The following is a 23,198-nucleotide window of genomic DNA, read 5'->3' on the forward strand; positions in this document are numbered from 1 at the left end:
TTCAACGCAACATTGAGGCGTTCCGTGCTACCGAATGGAAAAGCAGCAGGTCAGCGGCCGTCACCCGGATCGCCGCCGAGTTGACGACCTGGGGAATCGTCCGGATCAGGCAGCGGCGTGAGTTGCATCGGATGCAACTCGGCTCGGACCCGCACCACCCGCGGCCGGTGCCGGAACCGGTGCCATTCGGTGGGCGCGGCCTGGTCGGCCTCGATCTCCACTACCACCTCGGGCCGTACGGGAAGGTAGGAGATCGGCGGGGAGCCGGGCAGGCCGCCGACGGTGCCCGGCAGCTCGCTACGGGCCCCGGCATCCTGCGGGCGCAGCAGGCTGGCGAGCTGGTGGCGCAGCGCGGCCGGCAGCGGAAGGCTCACCCCGACGGCCCGCAGGGCGCCGCGGGTGCGGGGCAGGCCGAGGACGAGGGCCTGGGTGGCCGGGGTGGTGCCGGTGACGCCGAGGACGGCGACGTCCAGGGTGTGGCGCTTCCTCCATTTCAGCCAGCCCGAGGCCGTACGGCCGGCCGCGTAGGGCCGGTCCGGCTTGGACACCACACCTTCAACACCACCGAGCGCGCCCACCCAGCCCATCGCCTTCTCGAGGTCGGTGGTCGCCGGCACCGGGCGGATCTGCGGCGGTCCACCCTCCAGCAGCTCCAGCAACTTCCCGCGGCGCTCCCCGTACCGGCACGGACGGATGTCCGTACGCTCACCGATAGCCAGGACATCGAACGCGGCCAGGTGGACGGTGAAGTCGGCGCCCGGTTTCGGGCCGCGTCCGGCCCGGGTCTGCAGCCGCCCGAAGGAGATCGCACCGTCGTCGGTGACGGCAAGCAGCTCGCCGTCCAGGACGCAGTCCGGCAGCTCCCGCGCCACCTCGGCGACATCGGAGAACGCCCGGGTCAACAACTTGCCGTGACGACTCCAGATACGCCCGGAACCGGTGTGCACGCTGCAACGCCACCCGTCGACCTTCGCCTCAAGATTCCATCCCGGGCCTGTGCGAATCTTGTCGACGGGGCGGGCCAGCGCAAGGTCGGCAGGTAGAGGGAACGGCGGCATGGAGAAGCCGTACCCGCGACGTCTCCGGCCAGGGCGATGTGCCACCGCAGACCACTCCGCCGCACCACAGTGACCGAGACACACCGCCTTGCCGCGGTTGCGTCAGACCCCGTCCAGTGACGCGTCCGCGATGTGCTGCCAGGTGATGTGACGGCGGTCGTGGGACTGTGCGACGAGCGAGATCTTCTCCGCGCGCAACACGACCGGTTCGCCAGGGTGATCAGACAGCAGGCTCTTCATGGCCTGCCGGTTGGCCCGCTCGGGGCCGGCCACCCCGTATGCCAGAGAGCTGTGCGGGTAGTAGCCGCCGGAGGGGGTGGTCGGAAAGCGGCCGCCGGTCACCTCGGCGTCGATCCTGGTGGTCAGCTCCCACAAGCGCCGGGCCGGGGCCCCGGGACGGGCGGTGCATTCCACCGCTACGCGGCCGATCGCCGGGCGGTCGAAGACCAGGTCGAAGGGTGCGAGGGTGGCGCACTCGGCGCGTACGCGCTCCAAGATGGTGTCGATCTCGCCGGGCTTGTACTCCTGCACGGGGCCGCCATGCATGACGGTGGTGTGCACCCAGCGGGCGTCGACCGGGGCGAGCCCGGGCTGGTGCAGGTCCGACCGGCCCGCAGGCCAGGCATTCGCCCGGGTCTCGACCTCCGCATAGAAATCCTCCACCAGCTGCCCCATCAGATCGCCGTGCTGCAAACGGCAGATCATCTTGCCACCAGGAGTGCAGGATGAGGGCATGTCTGACGTCCCGACGGCGGAGTCCGCCGCCCAGAGCGCATACGACCTCGACCTGGAGATGAGCCTGCTCCTTCCCTCGTCAGCCCCAGGCCGCTGGGTCGCCGCAGTGCACGAAGCGGCCCGCATCCTCGCCACCCGGCCGTGGGTGCGCGGCGGCCGGGCAGGCGACGAACTGTGCACGCTGGCGCTGCTTCTCTTCGCCCGCACCTACACCGGAGAGCGGCAACCTCATGATGTGCCCACCACCGAGCTGCATGACGCCCTCGCCGGGCCCGCCGACCGGGAGCCTCAGATCGTCGACGAGATCGAGCTGGCTCTGACCGCAGCCGGGCAGGGCTACGATCCCACGTCGGTGTCTGCCCCTCCGCTGTGGCGGATCTTCAACACCATCCGCAGCCAGTACGGCGGCCGCCTCGGCGCGAGTTCGCTGGCCGACGACATCGAACCGCCCGCCCCGGGCCCCTCCCCCATGCGCGGCGCCGCCCAACGGCTCAGTCAGTTCCTCACCGGCTACTCCGACCAGGAACGCCGGCAGGCCACCGCCCCGGACGTCCAGGCGGGCTCCCTCTCCATCGAAGCCGAACGCATCCAGATCGTGACCACCAACAGCCTCGTGCGACTCTGCTGTCCAGAAGACCACCCGGCTCGCGTGGTGCGCGCTGACGGGCCCTCAGCCACCCGGGAATGCGCGCAGGGGCACGTTGCGGAGCACTGGCAGCTCGACCCCGCCCACCTGCGCGTGGCTGCCGCCCGGGCCACCGGCGTACGCCTCTCATCCCAGGGCACCCACCAGACTCAGGAACTCATGATCGTGGCAGTGGGTATGCCTCGGCACAGCGACCCGAACCAGGTCAACTGGGTCCTTCAGCAGCCGGACCACCCGATCGTCGGCCGCGACGACATCATCGAACAAGTGCGCCGGAAGGTCGACGGCGTGGACTGACTGCCACCGCCCACCTGGCCTGGAGCCTGGCAGGAACCCTCGACCGAGGCAACCTCGCGGGGTGGCCGCTTGGTCAGGCGATGTACCGTGCTGCCCTGCCGCCGCATGGCCTAACCGCCCCGCGCGGGAGGCAGCCTGCCGAGGTGTACTGGGGTGGGATGAAGCGGCGTCCCGATGCCGGTGCCTGAGTGCGCCCCCGAGGACCCGGGCACCGGCATCCATGCAAGGTCAGTAGTCATGGTCACCGAAGGCATCAGCGATGTCGCGGTGCTGGAGCATCCGCCGGTACATGGCGGCAAACTCGCTGAGCGGGGTCTCGGTCTCCCAGTACCGCTCCCCCGCCACGTCCCGGGCCACCGCGGCGGCCAGTCCCTGGGTGACGCGCAGCACCCGCTCCCACAGGTCCCGGCCGGTCGGGCGGCCTGCGTGCTCGGCGAGCATGATCCGCTCGATGCGGCCCCGCTCGTTGTCCTTGCGGTCGGCCACGCCCTGGACGCACTTCAGGGCCTGCTTCGTTAGCAGCCCGGTCACCCCGCGCCCCGCCGGCGCGCACAGCAAGGCGCGCTCGGTTTCCGGCCCGGTCAAAACTGAGGTCGTCGCCTGCTCGTAGATGGCGGCCGCCAGCAAAACGTTCACCAGGCGCTGGTCCGGCTCCGCCAAGGTCAGCGCCCATTCCTCACTGGGCGCCGGGCGGCCGGACTTCTCCAGGTAAGAGATCATCAGCGCGCCCCAGCTCAGGCAGTGCTCCCACGTCGATTCCGGCGCCCGCCCCGGGTCCTGTTCCTGCTCCGGTCCCTGGTCCTGCTCCCCATCAGCCATGCCGCACACCGTAAACCGAGCGATCGTGACCGTCTCTGCCCGGGTGCCAAAGCGCTTTCTCGTTCGTGTGGTTGTGGTCTGGAGCGGGCGGGTGTGCCGCTACGGTGCTGGGTATGAGCCAGCCGTTCGCCCAGGGCGAGGATCATCCGGCGTGTGGGATCTGTCCGTCGAAGCGGCTGCCGCGCGAGTCGTTCGTCGTCTACGACCGGCCGTCCTGGGAGTGCCCGTTCGATCCGGCCGACGGCTACCGGTACACCGCCGACCGGACTCCGGCGTGCGTGCACCCGCACAAGGTGGGGCTGGAGCCGGACCGGACCGCACCCCCGCCGAAGGACACGCCGGTCGAGCCGGAGGCTACGCCGCAGCGGCGGAGAGGATGGCTGCCTTCCTTCCGCGCTCGGTGACGCCAATGCGGGCGTAGACCTCATCGAGGGCCTTGCGGCGCCGCTCGGTCTCCTCCGCGTCGATCCAGTACCGCTCGTTCACCGGGCCGAAGGCCGCTCGGTAGGCCTGGTGGGTGAAGTCGCCCGGCCGCCAGGTGCCGCCGGCGAAGCCGTCCTCCATGTCGGTGGCGTGCACGAAGCGGATGCCGGTGCGTTCCTGGATGCGGGACAGGACGGTGAACTGTGCGGTCAGTGCGTGGGACATGACGTCGACGGGAACCGGCTGGGCGAGCTCGGCGCGCTTCTCGTCGCCGCCCGTGAGCTCGTACACGGCGGCCTTCAGGGCCAGGACGCGGGTGGTCTCGGTGAACAGACCGGGTGCATCGGCGATGGCGTCGTAGTCGACGATGATCGGGAAGCCGTAGAAGTCGTCCCAGTCGCTGGTGTACTGCGCGCAGCTGTTCCACAGGCGGGTCCACTCCGGGTCGGCCTGCCAGGTGGCCAGGATGTCCCGGGCCCGGGCCGCGACGGCTTCGGGCTGGATGAGTGTGCTCACGATGGTGCCCCTTTCGGTGTTCGTGGTGCGCGCCAGGCCCGGCGGGCCGGCCGTGGTGCAGCAGGTGCCGCGCACCCGGGGATCCGTGGTCGCGTCCGGGTGCGCGGCGGCTCAAGGGCTCGTGGCGAGCGTGACGTCGGTGAGGCGGTCCAGGCGCTCGTACAGGGCGCGCACCAGGCGGGCGCGGTTCTGGACGCAGCGCACGGTGGCTTGCGGCGCTACGGACAGGCGGCGGTCGGCTTCGGCGAGGACGACGTCGGCCAGGGCGAGGGCCGGGTGGTCGCCGGGCAGCCTGGCGGCGGTGCGGCGGACGTCGCTGGCCACCGCCTGGGCGGCGCCGGTCAGCTGCAGCGCGATGTGCTGGAGGTCCGCGGCCGCCGGCTTCGGGATGGCGGTCCACGCGAGCACGGCCTGGATCAGGTCCCGGTGCGCTTCCCGGTCGAGGGGGAGCTCGTCGGTGGGGTCGTACAGGACCGTGTGCGTGCTGTTCATCGTTCGCCTCGCTGGCGTGGTCGCGGACGGCCGGTCGGCACGGCGGTCTCGTTGGACGGATACCGACCGCAAAGCGACCGTACGGCGGCCGCGGCTGCGGTAGGACTGACCGTGAGTACGGGTTTCGGGGCGCAGCATGAGCGGGGAGTGGGCCGGTATGGGCAGGCCGCGACGGACCGCAGCAGGAACCGTGACCGGCTTCGTGCTGCGGCTGGCCCGCGAGAGCATCCCCCGCACGCAAGCGGCCCTGGCCGAGGCCCTGGGCGTGGATACCGAGACAGTGCAGGGCTGGGAGACCGGGCGCCGGCCGCTGGCGAACATGCGAGCCGGAGCACTTCTGGAACTGCGCCGCCGTCTGCCGGCGGTCGGTGCGGACGCGGTGCTGGTGAGGTGGCTGGACGCGGCGATGGACGCGGACCGCATCGTCGCGGCCGGCCTCGAGCGAGACGTCACCCGTCCGCACCCGCTGGCCGGGTGGGTGCACACCCGGGAGACCGCGCACATGCTCGCCTGGGCCCTGACTGGCACCACACCGCCAGCCCTCGCCGGATACATACCCCGGCCGCGGCGCGGACCGGTCGCCGCCGCACCGCAGCTGGCGCCGGCCGACCGCCACGTGTTCTTCGACCACCTGCGCGCGGTGACCGAACACGCAGCCACCCAAGGATCCAGTGGAGTGCTGCTGCACCGCCAGGCGCTCTACCTCGCCTCCTACGACCACAGCCCGGACGCAGCCGCGTGGACCGCGCACACCTTGCACGGACACCGTGACGTCCTGGCCCTGCACGGCTGGACACCGCACTGGGCGGCCGCCCGCTCCACCGCCACCGCCCTCGCCCGGCTCGGCGACCCGCAGCCACTGCACGACTTCATCGACCGCGCCCTGGCCGACGACGACACCGCCGAGGCCGCGAACCTGAACTACTGGGCCCTGTGGCTCGGCGCGCTGCCCGTACCGCAGCCGGACGACACCTTCATGTGCGACCGCGGCCTGTCAGGCTGGGACGCACTGACGCTGCTGCGCGCCCTGGTCCGCGGCCTGGTGGAGGACCCGGGCTTCGTCGACCTGTACGCGCACTCGCTGTGGGCGCTGCTGACCGCCTTCCCGTGGCTGCCGCAGGCCGCCGGCCCCACCGCACGGCAGCTGCGCGTACGGACCGAGCACCTGCTCGACGATGTGCGGCTGTCGGCCCGGGCACGCCGGGAGCTGGGATACGTCCACTACGTTCTGCGCCGCATCAACCCCTGAGAGACCGGAGGCATGGCATGTCGGAGGACACCACCAAGGGCACCGCGAGCTTCATCTCCGAGATGGGCGTGCTCAAGCGCGTCGCCCGCACCGGCTGGTGGTTCACCGGCAACAGGTATCCAGAATCCGTCGCCGAGCACTCCTTCCGCGTCGGCGTTATCGGCTCCGTGCTCGCCATGATGGAAGGCGCCGACCCGGCCCGGGTGGCACTGCTGTGCCTGTTCCACGACAGCCAGGAGACCCGCGTCGGCGACATCCCCCACATCGGCCGCAAGTACCTGCGGGCCGCACCGAACGGTGAAGTGACCGCAGATCAGGTCGCCAACGCCCACCCGGCGGTCCGCACCGGCGTCCGAGACGCGGTCGACGAGTACGAGACCGGCGAAACCCCGGAGGCGATCGTCGCCCGCGATGCCGACAAGCTCGAATGCCTCGTACAGGCCGTGGAGTACCGCGAGCAGGGCTACAGCCTCACCCAGAACTGGATCGACACCAGCCTCGCCTCCCTGAAGACGCCTTCTGCCAAGGCCCTCGCCGAAGCTGCGTTGAGCATGTCCTCGCTGGAATGGCAGCACAACTTCCTGCGGTAGCCGAAGCCGAGCGCGCTCTTGCGGGCGGTGGGCACTGGTTGGTTGGCTGAACGTCCCGATGACCAGGAGGGGCAGCAGTGGAAGCGAGCGAATCGGAACACCTGAAGTCGCTGATCATCAGCACCGCGCGTGAACTGTGGGAGGACAAGGACGCGCTGGGCAAGTTCCTGAACGTCGTACGGCGCAGCGAGGGATTCGCCAAGCTCGCCGACACGTTGGAGCAGGGCGAGGTACGGCCCGCAAAACCCACGTTCCACGGCGTGAAGAGCACCGAGTTCCAGAACTGAGCAGGCGCCGGACGCACCGGGGCCTGGACGACAGCGCATGCGGCGGTCCCACCTCTGTGGTGGGGCCGCCGTATGCCGTTCACCGACTGCCGGGGCTCTGGCCGTGGCCCGGCTGAGGCGGGTGCTGTGAGTGCTCGTCTTCTGGGTGAGGCGTACGGGGTGTGTCATTCCCGTGGACCCGGGCGGCACGAAGCCCCGGCGCCGCACCGCCTGCTACGGCCTGCGGCCGCCGGGGCTTTGGTCTCCACCGTCCCGCCGGGCGAGCCCGGGTGACGGCGCTCACGCGCGGGCGCGGGTGAAGTCGCCACTCGGCCACGCGCTGGCCGAGTGGCGTCCTCGTCAGGGGGTGCGGCCTGCTCCCCTGCCCTGGTCAGGTCGGGGCGTGTGGTGGTGCTGCTGCTGGCTGGCAGGGTCGGCCGCGTCTGCGGTCGGCTGCTGCGGCTGCGGCCCGTCGGCGACGATGCGGCTGCGGGCTTCGGCTGCCTTGGTGTGGGCAGCCAGCCGGGCGAGGTTCTTGGGTGTGTACAGCCACGTCGCGGGATCGGACGTACGGCCCTCCAGGTACTCCTCGGGCATCGCGGCCTGCTGATGGACGTGCACAGCAGCAGCCTGCTGCGCCGGGGTGAGCGCGGCGGCCCGGTCCGGGTGGTCGACAGCGTGCGGCGCGGCCGCCGCCTGGTCGTCGTGGTGGTCGCCGGTGCGCGCGGTGGCCGGCGTGGTCGCGGACGGGGCGCCGTCCCGCGCGGCGGGCGCGGTGCGGGCGTTACGGATCGCGTTCTGCAGGGCGAGGCTGGCGACCCGGGCCCGCTCGTACCGGCTCGACTCCCGGGGACGGGCGCCGTCGGTGCCGGCGATCCACCACCGGCGAGGCGCAGCGAAGTCGGCGGTGTAGGTGAGCTGGTCCGGCGCCGGGGCCCGGCGGCCCTTCTGCGGCACCGTGAGCTGACGGGAGTGCCGGGACAGGGCCGCGTCGGCGATGTAGTCGTCCAGGCCGCGCGTGAACGCACGGCCGCGCAGGGTCTCCAGCAGGTGCCGGCGCGCTTCGGCCAGGACGTGACGGCGGGCGAAGGAGTTGCGCACGGTGAAGGCGATGGCGGCGACGTCGACGGCGGCGAGCGCGGTGTCCACCACCGGGCCCACCCGGGCTCGGATCGCCTTCCCGGCCGCCTGGCACCGCTCCAGCAGCCCGTCGACCATCGCCTTGCCGAAGCGCAGGATCGCGGAGGCGCGCCACCACGCGCGCAGCTGCTCCACGGGTTTGGGGGACTTCTTCGCCCGGCGGGTCTCCTGCGCCGCCCACCAGCCCAGGCCGTGGCGGCCGCGCTCCCCGGGCAGCCGCTTGTGCTCCTGGACGTACTCGTCGGTGAGGCGCTCCAGCACCGGCGCCATCTGCTCGCGGCGCGTGGCGGACCAGTCGATGAGCTCCTGGTCGACGCCGGCTATCTCCATGACCGGACGCAGGCCCGGCGTCACTTCCCGGGGCACGGTCGCCAGCCCGAGCTCCTCGCACACCTCGGTCGTCATCGTGAGCGAGTAGAGCGTTCCGGCCGCGACCACGTGCTGGTAGAGGCGGACCGTGTCCAGCGCGTACCAGGAGCCGTCCGGGCGCTGCGCCCGGTTGAGGACCAGACAGTGGTCGTGGAGCAGGGGAAAGCCGTCGCGGTTGTCGAAGTGCCGCCACTTCGCGACCACCAGGCCCGGCGCCTTCGCGCGCTGACGGCCCGACGACCACCGGGTCTGTGCGACCTCGTCCTCGAGCCAGCGCAGCGCGGTGGCGATGGCCCGCTCGTGGGCCCGCTCGATGACGCGCCGGGTGTGGTCGTCTCCCAGCGCCCACAGCACGATCAGGGACGCCTGCGCCCGGAAGGTGAAGTCGAGCGCGAGCAAGGGGGTCGCCTTGCGTCGATTGATCACGTCGACCGGCTGGCCCAGGGCAGTTGCCAGCCGGGCCGTCTTAGGGTCGGCGCCGTCGTCCAGGAGCTCGCGCTCGATCCGGTCGGCGTCCGGGTGCCGGAGCTCGCCGAAGACCAGCTCCATCTGCCGCTCGCTCACCGCCTGCCCGGCGGACAGCCCGAGCGCGGCCAGGCCGCGCCCCATCCACACCCCGGGCGGCAGGCCGGCCTTCTCCAGGGCGCCCTTCAGGGACTGGCCGGCAGGACGGCGGCCGTCACCGAAGGCGACCCCGCGCACGTAGTAGCGCCACGCATTTCGCCTCTGAACCTTCGCAAAACTCAGCATCCCGGCACCGAACACCGGCTCTGACCTGGGCAAAAGGCCGATCCCGTGAGGCGGGAGGGTTCACCGGAAGTTCACGGCCGATCCCGCACGGCGGGCGCCGGCGACGGCGTCGCGCCCGCTGGGCGGACCCCTTCTTTCGCCATGCGCGGCCTCTACAGGGGCCATGCAAATGCTGCGCGGCGACCAGCCACACACGTCCCACGCACCCCAACAACCGACTCCAGCTGACTCTGTCGCCAAGACGCGTATACACGCGTGACTCTCCCCCACCCGACAGCCGAAGAGGTCCCAGCACCAAGCAATCGACTCCGTCGCCTGAGCTAGACAGCCATCGCCCCCGGCGCGCCGGGGGCTTCGTGCTTCCTGGAGGAGCTCGCCGTGCCCACCTACGAGGTTCTGCCCCGCTTCACCGCCGACCTCCAGCACCTCACCCCAGAACAGCGCCGCCGATTCCGCCGCACCGTCGCGGCCTTCGTCGAGGACCTGCGCACCGGTAGCTTCCGCGCCGGCCTTCGCGTCAAGCGCGTCCAGCGAGCCTCGGGCGTCTACGAACTCACCTGGTCCATGAGCACTGGCCCCGCAGGACGCGCCACCTGGCTGTACGGCCGGGAGAAGCTACGCGGCACCCACCACATCGTGTGGCGCCGGATCGGCACCCACGCCATCCTCACCGGCCCCTAACGCCGCCCTCGGCTGTGTCCTGGCCGAACGTCTTCAGAATCAGGTCGGCGAGCGGTACGTAGTCACCCATCGTCCGGTTCCGGGGCGCATTGGCGTCCCAGGCCGCGATGAGCGTCGCCAGCGACTCGGCGTCCGGATGGAGTGCGCGGCTGACGGTGGCAGGCATAGGCGCCCCTCTCGCTTCGGAGCCCAGGCTTCTACCTCCGCAGTCGATTGTCGCGCTTAGCTTGTTCTTTATCTTCCGGCCTCGAACGGTGTCTCGAACTGGGTCGCTCACCAGGGAGTTCGCCGGACACGGGGGCGGCCTTCGTCTGATCCTGTGCTCCGACCAAGGTGCAGGTGACCACGACGAAGGCCGTGAAGGTGAGTCTGCTGCCTGATGCTGTCCGGAGGGAAGCGTTCGCGGAAGCGTCACGCTTCCGGGGAGAGTTCTACGAGTGCCTGACCGCACGGCGCGACGAGTTGTTCGAGCTGGCGGAGGCGGTGCTGTGTGCGGATGGGGCGGTGAGGTCCCCGGTGGACCTGACGCTGCTGCCCGAACATCAACGTGGGCACGGAGCGATGTACGGCGGCCTGAACCACGGCCGGATCGACACCGAACGGCTGCGGACCGTGTTGGCCGGGTTGCCGCTGCCGCGGTTCGACGGCGGGCGCCTGGTCCTGGCGGTCGACGTGTCACCGTGGCTTCGCTCAGACGCGCCGTGTTCAGCAGACCGGCTGTTCTGCCACGTCTACGGCCGGGCGAAGACAGCCTCGCAGTTCATCCCGGGCTGGCCCTACTCCTTCGTTGCCGTGCTGGAGCCGGGAGCCACCTCCTGGACCGCGATCCTGGACGCGGTCCGGCTGGGGCCGGTGGACGACGCGACCGCGGTCACCGCAGCCCAACTGCGAGGAGTCGTTGAACGGCTCATGGCCGTCGGCCAGTGGCAGAGCGGCGACCCGCATATCGTGATCGTCAGCGACGCCGGTTACGACGTCACCCGCTTGGCCTGGGTCCTGCGCGACTTGCCCGTCGAGCTGGTCGGCCGGGTCCGTTCCGACCGCGTCATGCGACTGCCGAAGCCGCCTCGCGCCTACGACCCGAAGGGCGGCCGGCCGCCCAAGCACGGCCCGGAATTCCACTTCAGCAAGCCGGACACCTGGCCTGAGCCCGCGATCACCACGGTCACCGCCACCACCCACTACGGCAAAGCCGAGACACAGGCATGGGACCGGGTCCACCCCCGGCTCACCCACCGCTCCTCCTGGCTCGACCACGACGGCGAACTCCCATTGGTCGAGGGCACGTTGATCCGGTTAAAGGTCGAGCATCTGTCGAAGGAACGGGCTGCCCCGCCGGTGTGGTTATGGTCCTCCAAGACCGGTGCCACACCGGACGACGTGGACCGTTTCTGGCAGGCGTTTCTCCGCCGCTTCGACCTGGAGCACACCTTCCGCTTCGCGAAGCAGACCCTGGGCTGGACCGCTCCGAAGCTCCGCACTCCCGAGGCGGCGGACCGCTGGACCTGGCTCCTGATCGTCGCTCACACCCAGCTCCGACTCGCCCGGCCTCTCGCCGAAGACCTCCGCCGGCCCTGGGAGAAACCCACCGCCTCCGACCGGCTCACCCCGGCCCGGGTCCGCCGGGGGTTCAGAAACATCCGCGCTCACCTCGCCTGCCCGGCCCGTGTTCCCAAACCCCGAGGCGCCGGTCCCGGACGGCCACCCGGCGCCAAGAACAAACAACGGGCACCCCGCTACGACGTCGGCAAAACCGTCAGACGCCCCGAGACCCTCAAGGCCATCGGCAAGCCGGGCAGGTCCTGGTAGATAAAGAACAAGCTTAGAGCCTGTTTCTCTTCCGCTGATGTGGATCTGTAGGGCGGTCTAATCTGGCCGTGTGTCCGGGGTGGTTTGGCTTCCGGTTCAGCGGTGTTGTCCAGTGTGTGACGAGCCGTTGAGGAAGGGGGCCGCGGCGGAGGCGGTGTACTGCTCGGCGGCGTGTCGTGCCAGGCAGTGGCGCCGTGCACGGCGGATTCGGCGCCGTGCTGTGGCGGAGCGCGATGGTGCGGGGCGGCGGGTGTGTCCGGTCTGCCGGACGGAGTGGGTGGCGGCGGTGGATCACCGCAGTGATGCCGTCTACTGCTCGCCGCGGTGCCGCAGCCGGGCTTGGTACCGGCGGCGGAAGGCGTTCGCCGAGGCGTCGAATTGACGCGTGAGCGAACGGCCCAGGTGGGGCCCGCGGTCTTGGCCGGTCCGGCCCGGTCACCTTTGGCCTGTGGTGGTGTTCGATCTGAGGGCGGGCGGACGCTGGCTCAAGCGCGGGTCCGGCCCAGTCGCTGGCGTTCGCCGCTCCGGGCCCGCGGCAGGTGGTGATCACAGTGCCCACCATGGTCGGCAAGGTGACCCAGGAACGCTACGACGAGCTCGTGGCCGAGTCGAAGCTCCTGGTCGAGACCGAACGCGACACGCACTTCAAACTAGGTGACAACGCTTTGGAGATTGAGCCCCTGCAGCCCAGGGGCGGGGCCCGGCCTGCGCCGGGCGAGGAGCTGCAGTCGGTCGAGGAGTCTCTGGGCCGGTTCGCGGACGACATCGGGGTGGCGACGAGCACCATCATGCAGTACCGCTACACCGCGGCCCACTGGCCTCCCGAGCACCGGGTCAAGGGCGTGTCTCTCGACGTCCACCGCATTCTGATGGTCCGCCCGGACCGGTTCGAGCTGATCCGCAATCCGCCGTTCAACGCCCGCTACGGCCGGCACTGCTGGACGCAGGACGCGGCCAAGCGGGAGGCCGGCTGGCAGGTCGAGACCCCGGTGTCGGTGCAGGAGAAGGTGACCGCCATCCACGGCCTGGCCGCCGATGACCGGGTCGCCGCCCAGGTCGCCGCCGATCTGCTGCAACGGCCGGCGGTGGCCGAGGGTGTCCCGCCGAAAGCACGCATCGAGGCGATCAAGGACCTGGCGCACGATGAGCGGGTGGCCTCCGAGGCCGCCACCCACCTGCTGCACCGGCCCGACGTCGCCTTCAAGGCGATGAACGACGACCGGGCCCGGCAGGCGGTCAACCACGCGCAGGTCGAACGCGGCCGCCAGGCCCGCGAGGAGTATGAACGCACCAGCGAACTCGCGCCGACCCGCGAGCGCCTGGAGCGGACCGCGGAGTTCTTGGACCTGGTCGGGGCCTGCCACGCCTTCGTGGCCACCGCCGGCCGTGTCGTCCCGGGCCTGCGCGGACGCACCATGTCCGGCGATGAGCGGGCGGTGCTCGCCGAGAACGTCGCCCGGGTGCGCGCCACCCTCGACTGGATCGAACACGCCGCCGAAACCGGCGACGTCGATGTGGACGAGGCCCTGGCCCGCCTGCTGCGGGACGAGTAGCCGTGCCGCGCGCCCGCAGAAGGGAGCGGGACCGGCGCCGTTCGCCGGCGTCCGGGCGGCACGCCGACTCGATCCGGCTGGCGTTGATGGAGACGGCCCCGGCCGGGCTGAAGATGGCCCGGCTGATGGCGGTCGCCGAGCTGTCCAGGTCGCAGGCGGTGCGCGGACTTGCCGCCTACCGGGAGCTGGCCGGGGAGAAGCGGTGGCCGCCGCTGCTGTGGTCCTTCGAGCGCGGATACCACTTCTGCCAGGACCAGGAGGAGCTGGAGAACTACGAGCGCCAGTGGGCCGAGGTGAAGCACACACAGGTCTCCAGCCTGATCTCCAACGTGCTGGAGGAACACGCCCGGCTGTTTCCCAAGAGCCGCTGGGTGGCCTACATCGTCGCGCAGGTCAACGCGATCTACGCGTCCCTGGACATGATCGCCCACCCGCAGGCCCAGTGACCGGCCGGACGGCGGGCCGCATGTCCGAGTGAGGAGAGCAGGGGCCGGCCCGGCCCGCCGATCCGCATCCGCCTGGCCGGGCCGGCCCCGCCCTCCTGCCATGCGCACTGCCCGCTATCCCTCGGACATGACGGACGCCGAGTGGGACTTGATCCGCCCCCTGCTGCCGGTCCCGGCCAGCCAGACCCGCAAAGGCGGGCACCCCGAGAAGTGGCCTCGCCGTGACGTGGTCGACGGCATCCGCTATCTGGTCGATAACGGCATCAAGTGGCGGTCCATGCCGGTCGACTACCCGCCCTGGCGCACGGTTTACGGCTTCGCGCGGAGGTGGGCTGCCGCCGGCGTGCTCGGTGTCATCCGTGAGCAGTTGCGCCGCCGCATCCGTCTGGCCGCGGGCAAGACCCCCAACACCGCGTCGCTGCTGATCGATGCCCAGACCGTCAAGGCGTCCGAGACCGTCTCCAAGGCCACCCGGGGCTGGGACGGCGGGAAGATGATCAATGGGAGGAAGCGGCACCTGATCTGTGACCACCGCGGCCTGGCGCTGCTGGTCTGGGTCACCCCCGCCGACGTCCAGGACTCCCTGGTCGCCCGGGACATGCTGCTGCGGCTCGCGCTGCTGCACCCGGAGGTCGCCATCGTCTGGGCCGACTCGGCCTATGCCAAGAACCAGCTGGTGCCCTGGGCGGAGAAGTACCTCGACATCACCGTCAAAACGGTACGGCGCCCGCCCGGGACCAGGGGGTTTATCGTGCTGCCGCGCCGGTGGGCGGTGGAGCGGTCCTGGTCGTGGCTCTTGCGGGCCCGCCGGCACTGCCGCGACCACGAACGGCTGCCCGAGATGAGCGAATCACTGATCACCTGGGCCTGCATCACCCTGATGACAAGGCGCCTCACCCGCGGCCGGGCCCGCCCCGCTGAACGCCGCGATGTCGCCCACGGCTACGTGATGCCCGAAGCCGCCTGACCGGAGCGGTCCGGATACAGGTGCGCCGTCGGTCAACACCTTGATCCTCGTGTTCCCCTGAAACCGCTCAACCGCAGCCGTCCATACGTCGTTCTCCAAGCGCTGTTCCGGCATGACGGCCTCGTGTTCCTCGGCATCTCCTTCCGCGAGCGCCTGCGCCACCATCTCCGTCTCGGCGGCCCGGTCGGCGGCTGGCAGCCCCAACAGCACGGCCGCGGCCTGTCTCAGCAAAATTCCAGCGTCTTCCAGCAGCGCGTGGGCCCGCCCGATCTCCTGCCAACCCAGGCCAGCTCTGCGCGCTGCGTCTGTCGCCACCAGCGCCTCGGAGTGCATCGTCAGTACCAGCTGATCTACCAAGCTCAACGCCTGCTCGGGATCGGCCATCACCAGCCTCTGAAACTCCGTACGCAGCCATCCGTCCAGCAGCTTCGGCTTCACATCTTCGTCGTCCATACCCGAACAACGAACCCGTCCAGCTCTGGCCACTCAACTCCGGAGTTCAGACACAGGCTCTTATGTCGCAGGCTGACAGGCCCGCGCTCCTGTGCGGTTCATCTCGCGAGTGGGGGGCAGCACAGTCGGCAACGCCCGTGCAGGAGACGGCCATTTGCGACCTCACAAGTCAGGCGCGAGAGGCACGGTGCCCGGAGAAGACCTCGTCGTTACCCGCTCAAAGCGGAGTGGTCACGCATATACCGACCGTGGACCTAGTAATGTTCGGTCGCATGAGCATTCCCAGCCCCCGAGGGGAACGAGAGAAGCTAATTACTGCTCTCACTCCCGAGTTGCGTCGGCATCTGAAAATCCGCGCTTTCGAGCACGGAATGGACATCCAGGACGCCACCGAGCATGCGATCAACGCCTGGTACACCGCCGACGACCTCCCCGAGGTAGACACCGACGGCGCCAAGACGTGGGGGACGTTCCTCCCGGCTGGCGGTCCGGACCAGTTCAAGGCGGCCTGTACCGAACGCGGTGTCACCTACGTCCAGGGCCTCGCGCAAGCGATCACCCTGTGGTTGAAGAACCACCCCTCCCCCACCAAGCCTTTGACCGCCCAGCCAGCGGTGCGGGTCATAGTGGCCAACCAAAAGGGCGGCGTCGGCAAGACATTCATCAGCAGCGGTATCGCCCAGGCCCTGGCCGAGGCCGGCAACCGTGTCCTGCTCGTGGACTACGACCCGCAAGGGCACCTCACCGCCGAGCTCGGCTTCGAAGACCTCATGTACGAGGACGACGTCGAAACCCTGCTCATGCACATGGACGGCACAGCCAAGGGCGACATCCACGCCCTGCTGGTGGCCCTGGACCAGGAGCGGTTCGGCGAGCGGCTGCACCTGCTGCCCGCGTCCGACGATGCCTTCCTCCGCGATGTGGCCCTGTCCAAGGTCAGCTTCAGCGAAGCTGCCCTGGAGCGAGCCCTGGAGCCGCTGGAAGCCGACTACGACGTCATCATCATCGACGGTCCGCCCAGCCTCGGCCTCAACATGGACACCGCCCTGTATTACGTGCGCCGCCGGGAAGGGGAACTCGCGGACCGCTCGGGCGTCATCACGCCAGTGTGGGCCAACAAGGCCTCGCACCGGGCCTTCCGGCTGCTGAAGAGGCAGATGGACGACCTGTGCGTCAAGGGCCGGATCGAGGTCGACTACCTCGGCCTGGTCGTCAACGCCTACGACAGCCGCCGCGGCAAGCTCGTCAAGGAGAACAAGGACCAGTGGGAGAAGAGCTCTTCCCCGGCGGTCCTCGCGGTGATCGGTGACCTGAAGGAAGGGCGTGAGGCCTCGGACGGCGAGATCCCGCTGCTTGAGTACGCGCCGGACAGCGACCACGCGCAGGCGATGCGCGACCTGGCGAAGGAGCTTGCCGTATGACGCCGCCTCAGCAGCGGGTGACCCGCGGCTTCAGCATGGACGAAGAGGACGGCCCGCAGGCGAAGCCCGCACCCCGCCGGATCCGCACACGCGAGCAGATCATGAAGGGGGAGGGGAAGCGGCCCCCCGCATCGGTGGAACTGAAGCTGCTGGCCCACAACCCCTTCAACCCGCGTGACGAGATCACTGATGTCGAAGAGACCGCCGAGTCGCTCAAGGGGCGCGGTCAGATCCAACCGGTCGCCGTCGTACGGCGCACGGCCTTCCTGAAGGCGCACCCCGGTCAGGAGGAGGCGCTCGGCGATGCCGAGTACGTCGTCCTGGACGGTAACCGCCGCTTGGCCGCCGCGCACAAGGCCGGCCTGGCCGAGTTGCGGATCGATGTCAACGACGACCTGGCCGCCAGCGCGGAAGACCTCCTGGAGTCCGCGCTGATCGCCAACATCCACCGGGTGGATGTGCCGCCGATAGACCAGGCCAAGGCGATCCAGTCGCTTCTTGCCGTACACGGCTCGCAGGAGAAGGTCGCCAAGCGCCTCGGGAAAACCGGGGCCTGGGTGTCTCAGCGGCTTGCCCTGTTGGAGTTGTCTCCGGACCTTCAGAAAAAGGTCGAGTCGGGGGAACTGAAGGTCAAGGACGGTCGCCGCATCGGACGCCTGCCCCGCGAACAGCAGAAGGAAGAAGCCGACAAGGCCATTAACCGGGTTAAGCCCCCGCGCAAGCCACGCACCACCAAGTCCGCAGTGGCGAAGGAACCCGCCACGGGCGGACAAGCCAACGGAGCCGTTTCCTCGGCTCTTAACCCGGTTAAGAGCCCGGCATCGGTCCCCGGGCAGGCTGGCCCTCCGGCGAATGATCCAGTGGCAGCCGCTGTAGAGACGCTCGTTGATCTGACCGATACTGCTGACGGTCTCGCGGAAGCTCTTGCTGCGCACCTCCCATCCCCGATGTTTAACGCCGTCGTGGAGCGGCTCCTCAGCCGGCTGCCCTGACGGCATCGTTGGCGTTAACCGGGTTAAGGGTTGCAGGAGGCGCCCCAGAATGGCCCTCGTCTCTTGGTCGCCGAAGGCGAGGGCCCCTTTTTTGCCCTGTGGTGATGCTGGCACGGGGCTTCGCTCAGCACCGGTGTGTGGGTGCCACATGCTGTGGGCGCCCCTGGCATGGTCTGGGCGTGGATAGCGCTCAGGAGCAAGAGCTCGCCGTGCGTCTGCGCTGCGCGATGGAGGCGTCGCATACAGCTGGGTAACTGGCTTACTTCGCCACTGCCTCGTTCCCAGACGGATACTGCGGTGTGGCTACTGACTTTGTGTGTCAGTACTTGCAGGACAAGGACATGGGGGAGGATTGGCAACGCGTATCTCGCGCTCTGGCCCGAGCAGGAGCAGCAGCTCGGAGACGTCGACTACATCCTGGTCAACGGCGAGCGGCGCTGCCGCAGCGCGGTGCACGTCGGGCTCGAATTCCTCGACTTCGTTGTCCGGGACGATCTGGCCGTCTCCAAGGAAGACTTTGTCGACCATCTGCTCAAGGAGAACCTGGAGCGGGAGGACTTCGACGTGATTGAACGGGCCCGGGGCGTCCAGCAGATGGTGGGCGTCTGCGCCGAGGCCGGAGAGAACGGCGCCCGCTCCCGCGCCGCCCAGAGGCTCGGCCGGGCCCGGTCCTGGATCACCAACCAGCTCGCTCTACTGCGGCTGCCGATCGGACTCCAGGCGATGCTGAGCTCCGGTGAGCTCGCGGAACGCGATGGCCGGCAGATCGCCCGTTACTACAAGGAGCACCCCGAGCAGGACTCGGCGTCGCTCCTCTCGCACTGGGAGGGCTTGAAGACAGCTGAGGTCGCCGAGAAACAACGGCAGAAAGAGATACTGCGAGCAGTCAAGCAGGCCGAGAATGTCGCCGCGGACCCCGCGTTGTCCGCGGACAACACCATGGGCCCCGAAGCGACGGTGACAGCTGAGTCATCAGCTTCCTCCGCGGTGTTGTCCGCGCACAACGCCGTCGATTCAGCAGTCGGCCAGAGCGGGGGCAGCGAACCGCAGCCCGTGCGCATGGGCCGTTCCGACACCCCATCGACGCAGACGGCAGAGCACGAGACGTGGCCCACGGTTGATACGTGGTCGGGTAAGCCCCCAGCGCCGGACCAGACGATCGAGGCAGCCGAGCCTGCGACGTCGGCGACAACCGGCCTCGTCCGCCAGCTGGGTGCCACCCCCGCTGCCCAGGCCAGGGCTCTCGCCGCCGGGCTTGGCGAGAGCGGCCTCGTGGCACTGATCGAGGAACTGCACGCTTACGTGTAGGAATCTGAGCCACGCCTACGCCGGAGGGGTCGCACGTGTTGCGTGCGGCCCCTCCGGCGTAAGCCCAGATTTCGATCTACTGCTCTTGCTGCCCACGGGCGACGTCTCCCTCAGCCGCCAGCTCCACCCGGAGTGCCGCCCCATTCGCCGTGTCGTCCGCGGACAACACGCGCTCACTTCAGCTTCGAGGACCACGAACGCGAGCAGTTGTCCGGCTTCTGGTGTTGTCCGCGGGCAACACCAGAAGCCGCGGCGCACCACGCTAACGGTCCTATGCCGCTTCTTCGGCAGCCAGCTCTGCGCTACCTACGCTGCCGATCGCCTCATGTGTACGCGGCGCGGCCGGCTTCCTGGGTTACTTTCTGAGGCGCCCATAGCCGCCTATTGCCGCAGCCACGATCAACAGGGCTCCGCCTTCTATCAACAGGACGGTGGTGACACCGAGGTCGGTCGCGGTGCCGACAACGACTCCAGCAGCGATCAGGATGGCTAATGCCGCTATGAGGGCTAGCCTGCGTTTGGCCGCGCTAGACATCAGAAAGCCTCCGAGAAGAACTCATAGGAGGCGCCGGCCGCGGCGATGGCGCCGCCGGCCTCTGCGATGGTGGGCGCACAGCCGACGATCGTTGTGCATGCCGGTGCGGAGGCTACCGCCAGACCGGTGACTCCTACTGCGACCACCGCGCTTCCTACTCCTTGGAGGAACTTCGGCAGGGAGAAGGTCCCTGCGGCGTCTATGTGATTGACCGGGTCTCCCTCGGCGTAGAGGTAGGGGTTCTTCTCCTGGCCGGAGGGGTCGGGTTGGGTAAAGCGGCCGACGGTGGGGTCGTAGTAGCGGGCGCCGAAATGGTAGAGGCCGGTGGGGTCCTGATAGCCGCTGGCGAACCGGTACGGCTGCGGGACCTGCTCGTGGTTGGCTGCGCGGGCGACGCCGCGGGGGCTGTAGCCGTAGCTGTTGACCTTCGCGCCGCTCTCGTCGACGAGGCCGACGACCGAGCCGAGGGCGTCGGTCAGGTAGTAGTAGGCCTTGCCCCCACGGTTCATGGAGTTCAGTGTGCCCCGTGGCTCGCGGACGAATCCGGTGTCCGTGCCGCCGGTGGTCTGTCCGGCCAGACCCAAGGGACCGTTGTGGAAGACGGTGTCGCCGAGGCGGGCGCTCACTGTTGTCGGTCGAGCCGTGGGCTGGCGACCGTACCTCGACCATGTGTCGTTGGCCTGCGCCGAACTGGTCCTCAGCGAGGCGGACATGGCCCACCGTTACGGTCCGCACGGACGTGAGTGCCCGGCGACTGCAAAGGTCACCGCGGCCGTCGAAGCGGCCTACAGGACGATCGCATTGCCGCCTTGTCCGCCGTGGTACTTCCCGCAAGGAGAACCAGCACGCTGGTTCTCCGCCCCCGGAAAGCTGTTGTGTCTGGAACCGGACCCGGACGAGCCGGGTCCGGTCGTCGTCAGCCAGACGGAAACCGACGTACTGGAGATCCTTGTGGCGGTCCCCGGCGCATGGTCCGCAACCGAATCCGTGGAGCACGAGGAGAACCAACCTCCTACAGCGAACTCATTCTGATCCCCTCCCGCCGACCGGACCGACAGCTTCGGCGCGGGTGGCCAAGGGCCTCGCCTGGAGAAAGCACGGGCCGGGACCCACAGAGGTGGGGCCCCGATTCCGTCAGGCGGTATAGACAAGCTGGCGGCCGTAGATCCGCCCGTCGACGAGATACGCCGGCGCAACGACGAAGGAGACTGGCACCTCGGGGTCGCACGATGCCCAGGCTTCCTGCCGTTCAGGGTCCAGGGGCGCTCCTGCGGTGTAGGTGTAGCTCCATTCGTGTGCGAGGCCGATCTTGGCGATGCGCTCCGCCAGGGCGACGCAGTCGGTCCGCAGGCGGTTGATCGCGGCCTCGGTGCCGGGGTCGTCCGCGAGGCGGAGGGACTGCTGGATGGACCAACTGGAGGCCGGTCTCTTGTCCAGGAGGCGCCGGATGAGTTGGGACATGAGGAACGCGGTGCGTTCCCGGTTGGGGCGGTGTCGGGCGAGGTCAGTTCTGTCGCTGTACTGGCGGGAGAAATTCTGGACCTGCTGTTCCACCAGTGTCCGGGTCTGGCGGGAGAGCTCCTGGTGCTCGCAGTGCTGCGCTCCCGCGAGATCGCCGCGCCGGTCCAGCTGGGTGGCGAGGAGGCTGCCCAGCTGGCGTTCGAGTCGGTTGATGTGCCGCCACATGCGCTGGTGCTCTGTAGCGCCGCGGCGCACCTCGAATTCCAGCGCCCCGATCCGCTGGTGGGCGGTCTCCAGCTCTTCGTCGACGCTTGGTACGGGGTCTGGGAGGATGTCCAGGCCCCGGTCGGGGCCTGTCAGCCGCTCGTCTTGCGAAGGTTGCCTGGGTTCACGGAACATGGGTCTCGGCTCAGTAGTTGGAGTGGAAGCGGACCTGCGCGATGGCCTCGCCGCCTCCTTGGACCAGTTCGGCGCGAACCTTGATCTCGGTCTCGCCGAACTTCATGAAAGTGCGCACTGCGCGCTCCCTGCGGTCGAAGCGCATGACCGGGCTGAGGTCGATAGTGACCTCAGCCAGCTGGTCGCAGCCGTCGTCGGTGATGTACCGGGGTTCGGTGTCCCGGGTGGCGTAGACGCCGAGCACGATTTCCTTCTGCCGCTCGAACAGGGGGATCACCGTGTGGCAGACCTCGGCGTCCGTCGGCACCGACTGTCCGGCAGTGGTGTAGATGTTGAACCGGTCCCCACACCTGTCTCCGTCCGGGGTCTTCAGCCGGGACGATTCGGGGTCGATGCCCTCTTCAAAGGGCATGGCGGTGTCGATGCCGTACGTGAACCGGCTACGGCGTGCGCGGGTCTGGGGGTCGTAGCAGAAGTGGACGGCCCCAGCCAGGACGGCGATGTCGGGGTTCGGCGGCACGACGATGGTGGCGCGGGTTCCGAAGCGCTCCTTGATGGCCTGCTGGAGGTACGGCGAGTTGCTGAAGCCGCCGGCAAGGACGATCACGATGGGGGTGTCGGAGTTGCTCTGGGCGAACTCCATCTCGTTCAGCTGGGCCTCGACGAGGTCGAGGGTACCTGGCACGACCGTGTCGAAGAGCGCGTGCAGCTGGGCGGGGGTGAGGACGATGGCGTCGTCGACCTTGTTCTGACGGCGGGCCAGTCGGCGGCGGCCTGTCGCTCCCATCTTCCGGTCGATGGCGGTGGGAACGAGGAGGTTGAGGTTGTCCTCCTGGTCGAGCCGGACGGCGACCTTGGCGCGCTCCCACTGGTCGATCATGTGCAGCAGGGCGTCGGGGCAGGCTTCCCGGATGTCGTCCATGACGACCTTGCCGAAGCCTTCGAGGAGGTATTCGTTCTCGACTCGGCGGTTGAGGAAGTCCGAGCCCAGGCGGTCGCCGAGAGACCGCCCGATCTCGACCATCTTGCCGTCTTGGTCGTTCTCGTAGGCGGTGATGTCGATGGTGCCGCCACCGCAGTCGACAACCATGAAGCGGGATCCCGGGGCCATCAGCCCTGATCCGGCATCACCGTGGCGTGCTCCGGAGACGCGGGCGTAGTGGGCGGCGGCTTCGGGTTCCAGCGAGAGCAGGACCCGGCCGTCTTCGCCGGGCAGTCCGGCGTTCTTGATCACATCGCGATAGATGGCCTTCTGATAGTCGCTGAAGCAGGCGGGCACCGTCAGCACCCAGCGGACGTCGTCCTCGTCGTAGCCGCTGGCGGTGATCTGCTGGAGCAGCGTCTGCACGACCTGGCGCAGAAGCATCGTGAGTAGGGCCGCCGTCTGGAGGTCCCGGGGACTCACGCCGCTGGCGTGGTCGGTGCGTTCGAGCTCGGGGGCGCCGTCAGCCGGGCTCGCATCCTCCGCCGCCTCCACGGCCTTCTCCGTGCTGCCGTTCTCCGCCAGAGCTCCGAGGTCCATCTTGAAGCCGTGGTAGTACTTGGCCCCTGCCGTGCGCTGGGCCATACCCTGGGTGAGCCAGATGCGCCTAGCTTCGTAGCCCCACGCGATCATCTCGCCGTCGGCGTCCAGGAGGAGTGCCGAGAGGTTCTTGACGGTGGGTGCTGGCTGCGATTCCCAGTTGTTGAAGAAGTGAATCTTTCGCGTTTCCGGGGCCTCGTTGTCCGGAGAGGCTGTGGTCCAGCCTCCGCCGATCGCGTAGGTCCCCATGTCCACGGCGGCGAAGACGCGGGGGTCGAACATTTGGGGTTCCTTGGCTCGG

The 23,198-nt window shown here is 69.3% G+C and carries 23 protein-coding genes and 2 pseudogenes; 14 read left to right on the top strand and 11 right to left on the bottom strand.

Translation table 11 applies throughout. The features are described 5' to 3' along the window. Nucleotides 1–50: 50 nt before the first annotated feature. Together ACH4K4_RS36800 and ACH4K4_RS36805 are read right to left on the bottom strand one after the other, a co-directional pair. A complete protein-coding gene (locus ACH4K4_RS36800; RefSeq protein WP_398174055.1) occupies nucleotides 51–1,058 on the bottom strand; it encodes a hypothetical protein in 1,008 nt (335 codons plus the stop codon). A gap of 102 nt (nucleotides 1,059–1,160) precedes the next feature. Continuing rightward, nucleotides 1,161–1,763, bottom strand: a complete 603-nt coding sequence (locus tag ACH4K4_RS36805) for a 2'-5' RNA ligase family protein (protein ID WP_398174058.1) — start codon at nucleotides 1,761–1,763, stop codon at nucleotides 1,161–1,163. Nucleotides 1,764–1,791: 28 nt separating this feature from the next. Between ACH4K4_RS36805 and ACH4K4_RS36810 the strand changes: the two genes are divergently transcribed. Further along, the gene (locus tag ACH4K4_RS36810) at nucleotides 1,792–2,736 is read left to right on the top strand and encodes a hypothetical protein (RefSeq protein ID WP_398174061.1); all 945 of its coding nucleotides are present in this window, start codon (nucleotides 1,792–1,794) and stop codon (nucleotides 2,734–2,736) included. A gap of 228 nt (nucleotides 2,737–2,964) precedes the next feature. On the opposite strand, the gene ACH4K4_RS36815 is transcribed toward ACH4K4_RS36810, so the two are convergent. Continuing rightward, nucleotides 2,965–3,555: a hypothetical protein gene (locus ACH4K4_RS36815; protein ID WP_398174064.1), complete on the bottom strand. Its 591-nt coding sequence runs from the start codon at nucleotides 3,553–3,555 to the stop codon at nucleotides 2,965–2,967. Between the two features lie 113 nt (nucleotides 3,556–3,668). On the opposite strand from ACH4K4_RS36815, the gene ACH4K4_RS36820 reads away from it, so the two are divergent. Further along, on the top strand, nucleotides 3,669–3,959 hold the full coding sequence (locus ACH4K4_RS36820) for a hypothetical protein (RefSeq protein WP_398174067.1): 291 nt from the start codon (nucleotides 3,669–3,671) through the stop codon (nucleotides 3,957–3,959). Here the strand turns inward: ACH4K4_RS36820 and ACH4K4_RS36825 are convergent. After that, nucleotides 3,910–4,494, bottom strand: coding sequence for a hypothetical protein (locus tag ACH4K4_RS36825; protein ID WP_398174070.1), 585 nt, complete (start codon nucleotides 4,492–4,494; stop codon nucleotides 3,910–3,912). The two genes, ACH4K4_RS36820 and ACH4K4_RS36825, sit on opposite strands and share 50 nt — an antisense overlap. Nucleotides 4,495–4,605: 111 nt before the next feature. Further along, nucleotides 4,606–4,986 (bottom strand): DUF6415 family natural product biosynthesis protein, encoded by a 381-nt coding sequence (locus ACH4K4_RS36830; RefSeq protein ID WP_398174073.1) that lies wholly within the window; start codon nucleotides 4,984–4,986, stop codon nucleotides 4,606–4,608. Nucleotides 4,987–5,176: 190 nt separating this feature from the next. On the opposite strand from ACH4K4_RS36830, the gene ACH4K4_RS36835 reads away from it, so the two are divergent. The 3 genes from ACH4K4_RS36835 (at nucleotide 5,177) to ACH4K4_RS36845 (ending at nucleotide 7,112) form a co-directional block, all read left to right on the top strand. Beyond that, nucleotides 5,177–6,235: a helix-turn-helix domain-containing protein gene (locus ACH4K4_RS36835; protein WP_398174076.1), complete on the top strand. Its 1,059-nt coding sequence runs from the start codon at nucleotides 5,177–5,179 to the stop codon at nucleotides 6,233–6,235. A gap of 17 nt (nucleotides 6,236–6,252) precedes the next feature. Further along, nucleotides 6,253–6,825, top strand: coding sequence for an HD family hydrolase (locus ACH4K4_RS36840; protein ID WP_398174079.1), 573 nt, complete (start codon nucleotides 6,253–6,255; stop codon nucleotides 6,823–6,825). A 77-nt stretch (nucleotides 6,826–6,902) separates the two neighbouring features. Then, the gene (locus tag ACH4K4_RS36845; protein ID WP_398174082.1) at nucleotides 6,903–7,112 is read left to right on the top strand and encodes a hypothetical protein; all 210 of its coding nucleotides are present in this window, start codon (nucleotides 6,903–6,905) and stop codon (nucleotides 7,110–7,112) included. A 339-nt stretch (nucleotides 7,113–7,451) separates the two neighbouring features. On the opposite strand, the gene mobF is transcribed toward ACH4K4_RS36845, so the two are convergent. Continuing rightward, nucleotides 7,452–9,350 (bottom strand): MobF family relaxase, encoded by a 1,899-nt coding sequence (gene mobF / locus ACH4K4_RS36850; protein WP_398174085.1) that lies wholly within the window; start codon nucleotides 9,348–9,350, stop codon nucleotides 7,452–7,454. Between the two features lie 378 nt (nucleotides 9,351–9,728). Here mobF and ACH4K4_RS36855 point away from each other — a divergent pair, with 378 nt between their 5' ends. Beyond that, nucleotides 9,729–10,031, top strand: a complete 303-nt coding sequence (locus ACH4K4_RS36855) for a hypothetical protein (protein ID WP_398174088.1) — start codon at nucleotides 9,729–9,731, stop codon at nucleotides 10,029–10,031. Here ACH4K4_RS36855 and ACH4K4_RS36860 read toward each other — a convergent pair. Next, entirely contained in the window at nucleotides 10,018–10,197 is a 180-nt protein-coding gene (locus ACH4K4_RS36860) for a hypothetical protein (protein ID WP_398174091.1), read from the bottom strand. The genes ACH4K4_RS36855 and ACH4K4_RS36860 overlap by 14 nt on opposite strands. A gap of 197 nt (nucleotides 10,198–10,394) precedes the next feature. Here ACH4K4_RS36860 and ACH4K4_RS36865 point away from each other — a divergent pair, with 197 nt between their 5' ends. From ACH4K4_RS36865 to ACH4K4_RS36880, 4 genes and pseudogenes are all read left to right on the top strand, one after another. Next, nucleotides 10,395–11,840, top strand: a complete 1,446-nt coding sequence (locus tag ACH4K4_RS36865) for an NF041680 family putative transposase (protein WP_398174148.1) — start codon at nucleotides 10,395–10,397, stop codon at nucleotides 11,838–11,840. Between the two features lie 560 nt (nucleotides 11,841–12,400). Further along, complete coding sequence (locus tag ACH4K4_RS36870; protein WP_398174094.1) at nucleotides 12,401–13,393, top strand: DUF6192 family protein; 993 nt, start codon at nucleotides 12,401–12,403, stop codon at nucleotides 13,391–13,393. 2 nt (nucleotides 13,394–13,395) lie between these two features. Continuing rightward, nucleotides 13,396–13,839: a RacP protein gene (locus ACH4K4_RS36875; RefSeq protein WP_398174097.1), complete on the top strand. Its 444-nt coding sequence runs from the start codon at nucleotides 13,396–13,398 to the stop codon at nucleotides 13,837–13,839. A gap of 100 nt (nucleotides 13,840–13,939) precedes the next feature. Beyond that, nucleotides 13,940–14,740 (top strand): annotated as a pseudogene (locus ACH4K4_RS36880) (IS5 family transposase); the annotation flags it as partial. Here the strand turns inward: ACH4K4_RS36880 and ACH4K4_RS36885 are convergent. Further along, entirely contained in the window at nucleotides 14,690–15,259 is a 570-nt protein-coding gene (locus ACH4K4_RS36885; RefSeq protein ID WP_398174100.1) for a hypothetical protein, read from the bottom strand. The pseudogene ACH4K4_RS36880 and the gene ACH4K4_RS36885 overlap by 51 nt on opposite strands. Nucleotides 15,260–15,531: 272 nt before the next feature. On the opposite strand from ACH4K4_RS36885, the gene ACH4K4_RS36890 reads away from it, so the two are divergent. The 3 genes from ACH4K4_RS36890 to ACH4K4_RS36900 all read left to right on the top strand — a co-directional run bounded on the left by ACH4K4_RS36890 (nucleotide 15,532) and on the right by ACH4K4_RS36900 (nucleotide 18,980). Next, complete coding sequence (locus ACH4K4_RS36890) at nucleotides 15,532–16,680, top strand: AAA family ATPase (protein ID WP_398174103.1); 1,149 nt, start codon at nucleotides 15,532–15,534, stop codon at nucleotides 16,678–16,680. Continuing rightward, nucleotides 16,677–17,672, top strand: a complete 996-nt coding sequence (locus tag ACH4K4_RS36895; protein WP_398174106.1) for a ParB/RepB/Spo0J family partition protein — start codon at nucleotides 16,677–16,679, stop codon at nucleotides 17,670–17,672. Before ACH4K4_RS36890 ends, ACH4K4_RS36895 begins: the two co-directional genes overlap by 4 nt. A gap of 297 nt (nucleotides 17,673–17,969) precedes the next feature. Beyond that, entirely contained in the window at nucleotides 17,970–18,980 is a 1,011-nt protein-coding gene (locus ACH4K4_RS36900; RefSeq protein WP_398174109.1) for a ParB/RepB/Spo0J family partition protein, read from the top strand. Nucleotides 18,981–19,514: 534 nt separating this feature from the next. Here the strand turns inward: ACH4K4_RS36900 and ACH4K4_RS36905 are convergent. Then, nucleotides 19,515–20,160 (bottom strand): annotated as a pseudogene (locus tag ACH4K4_RS36905) (RHS repeat-associated core domain-containing protein); the annotation flags it as partial. Between the two features lie 30 nt (nucleotides 20,161–20,190). Between ACH4K4_RS36905 and ACH4K4_RS36910 the strand changes: the two are divergent. After that, on the top strand, nucleotides 20,191–20,547 hold the full coding sequence (locus ACH4K4_RS36910; protein WP_398174112.1) for a hypothetical protein: 357 nt from the start codon (nucleotides 20,191–20,193) through the stop codon (nucleotides 20,545–20,547). Between the two features lie 102 nt (nucleotides 20,548–20,649). Here the strand turns inward: ACH4K4_RS36910 and ACH4K4_RS36915 are convergent, their stop codons facing one another. Together ACH4K4_RS36915 and ACH4K4_RS36920 are read right to left on the bottom strand one after the other, a co-directional pair. Then, nucleotides 20,650–21,375, bottom strand: coding sequence for a hypothetical protein (locus ACH4K4_RS36915; protein WP_398174115.1), 726 nt, complete (start codon nucleotides 21,373–21,375; stop codon nucleotides 20,650–20,652). A gap of 10 nt (nucleotides 21,376–21,385) precedes the next feature. After that, entirely contained in the window at nucleotides 21,386–23,179 is a 1,794-nt protein-coding gene (locus tag ACH4K4_RS36920; protein WP_398174118.1) for an Hsp70 family protein, read from the bottom strand. Nucleotides 23,180–23,198 lie beyond the last annotated feature (19 nt).

This window comes from Streptomyces sp. NPDC017529 (genome assembly GCF_044329785.1).
Classification (GTDB): domain Bacteria; phylum Actinomycetota; class Actinomycetes; order Streptomycetales; family Streptomycetaceae; genus Streptomyces.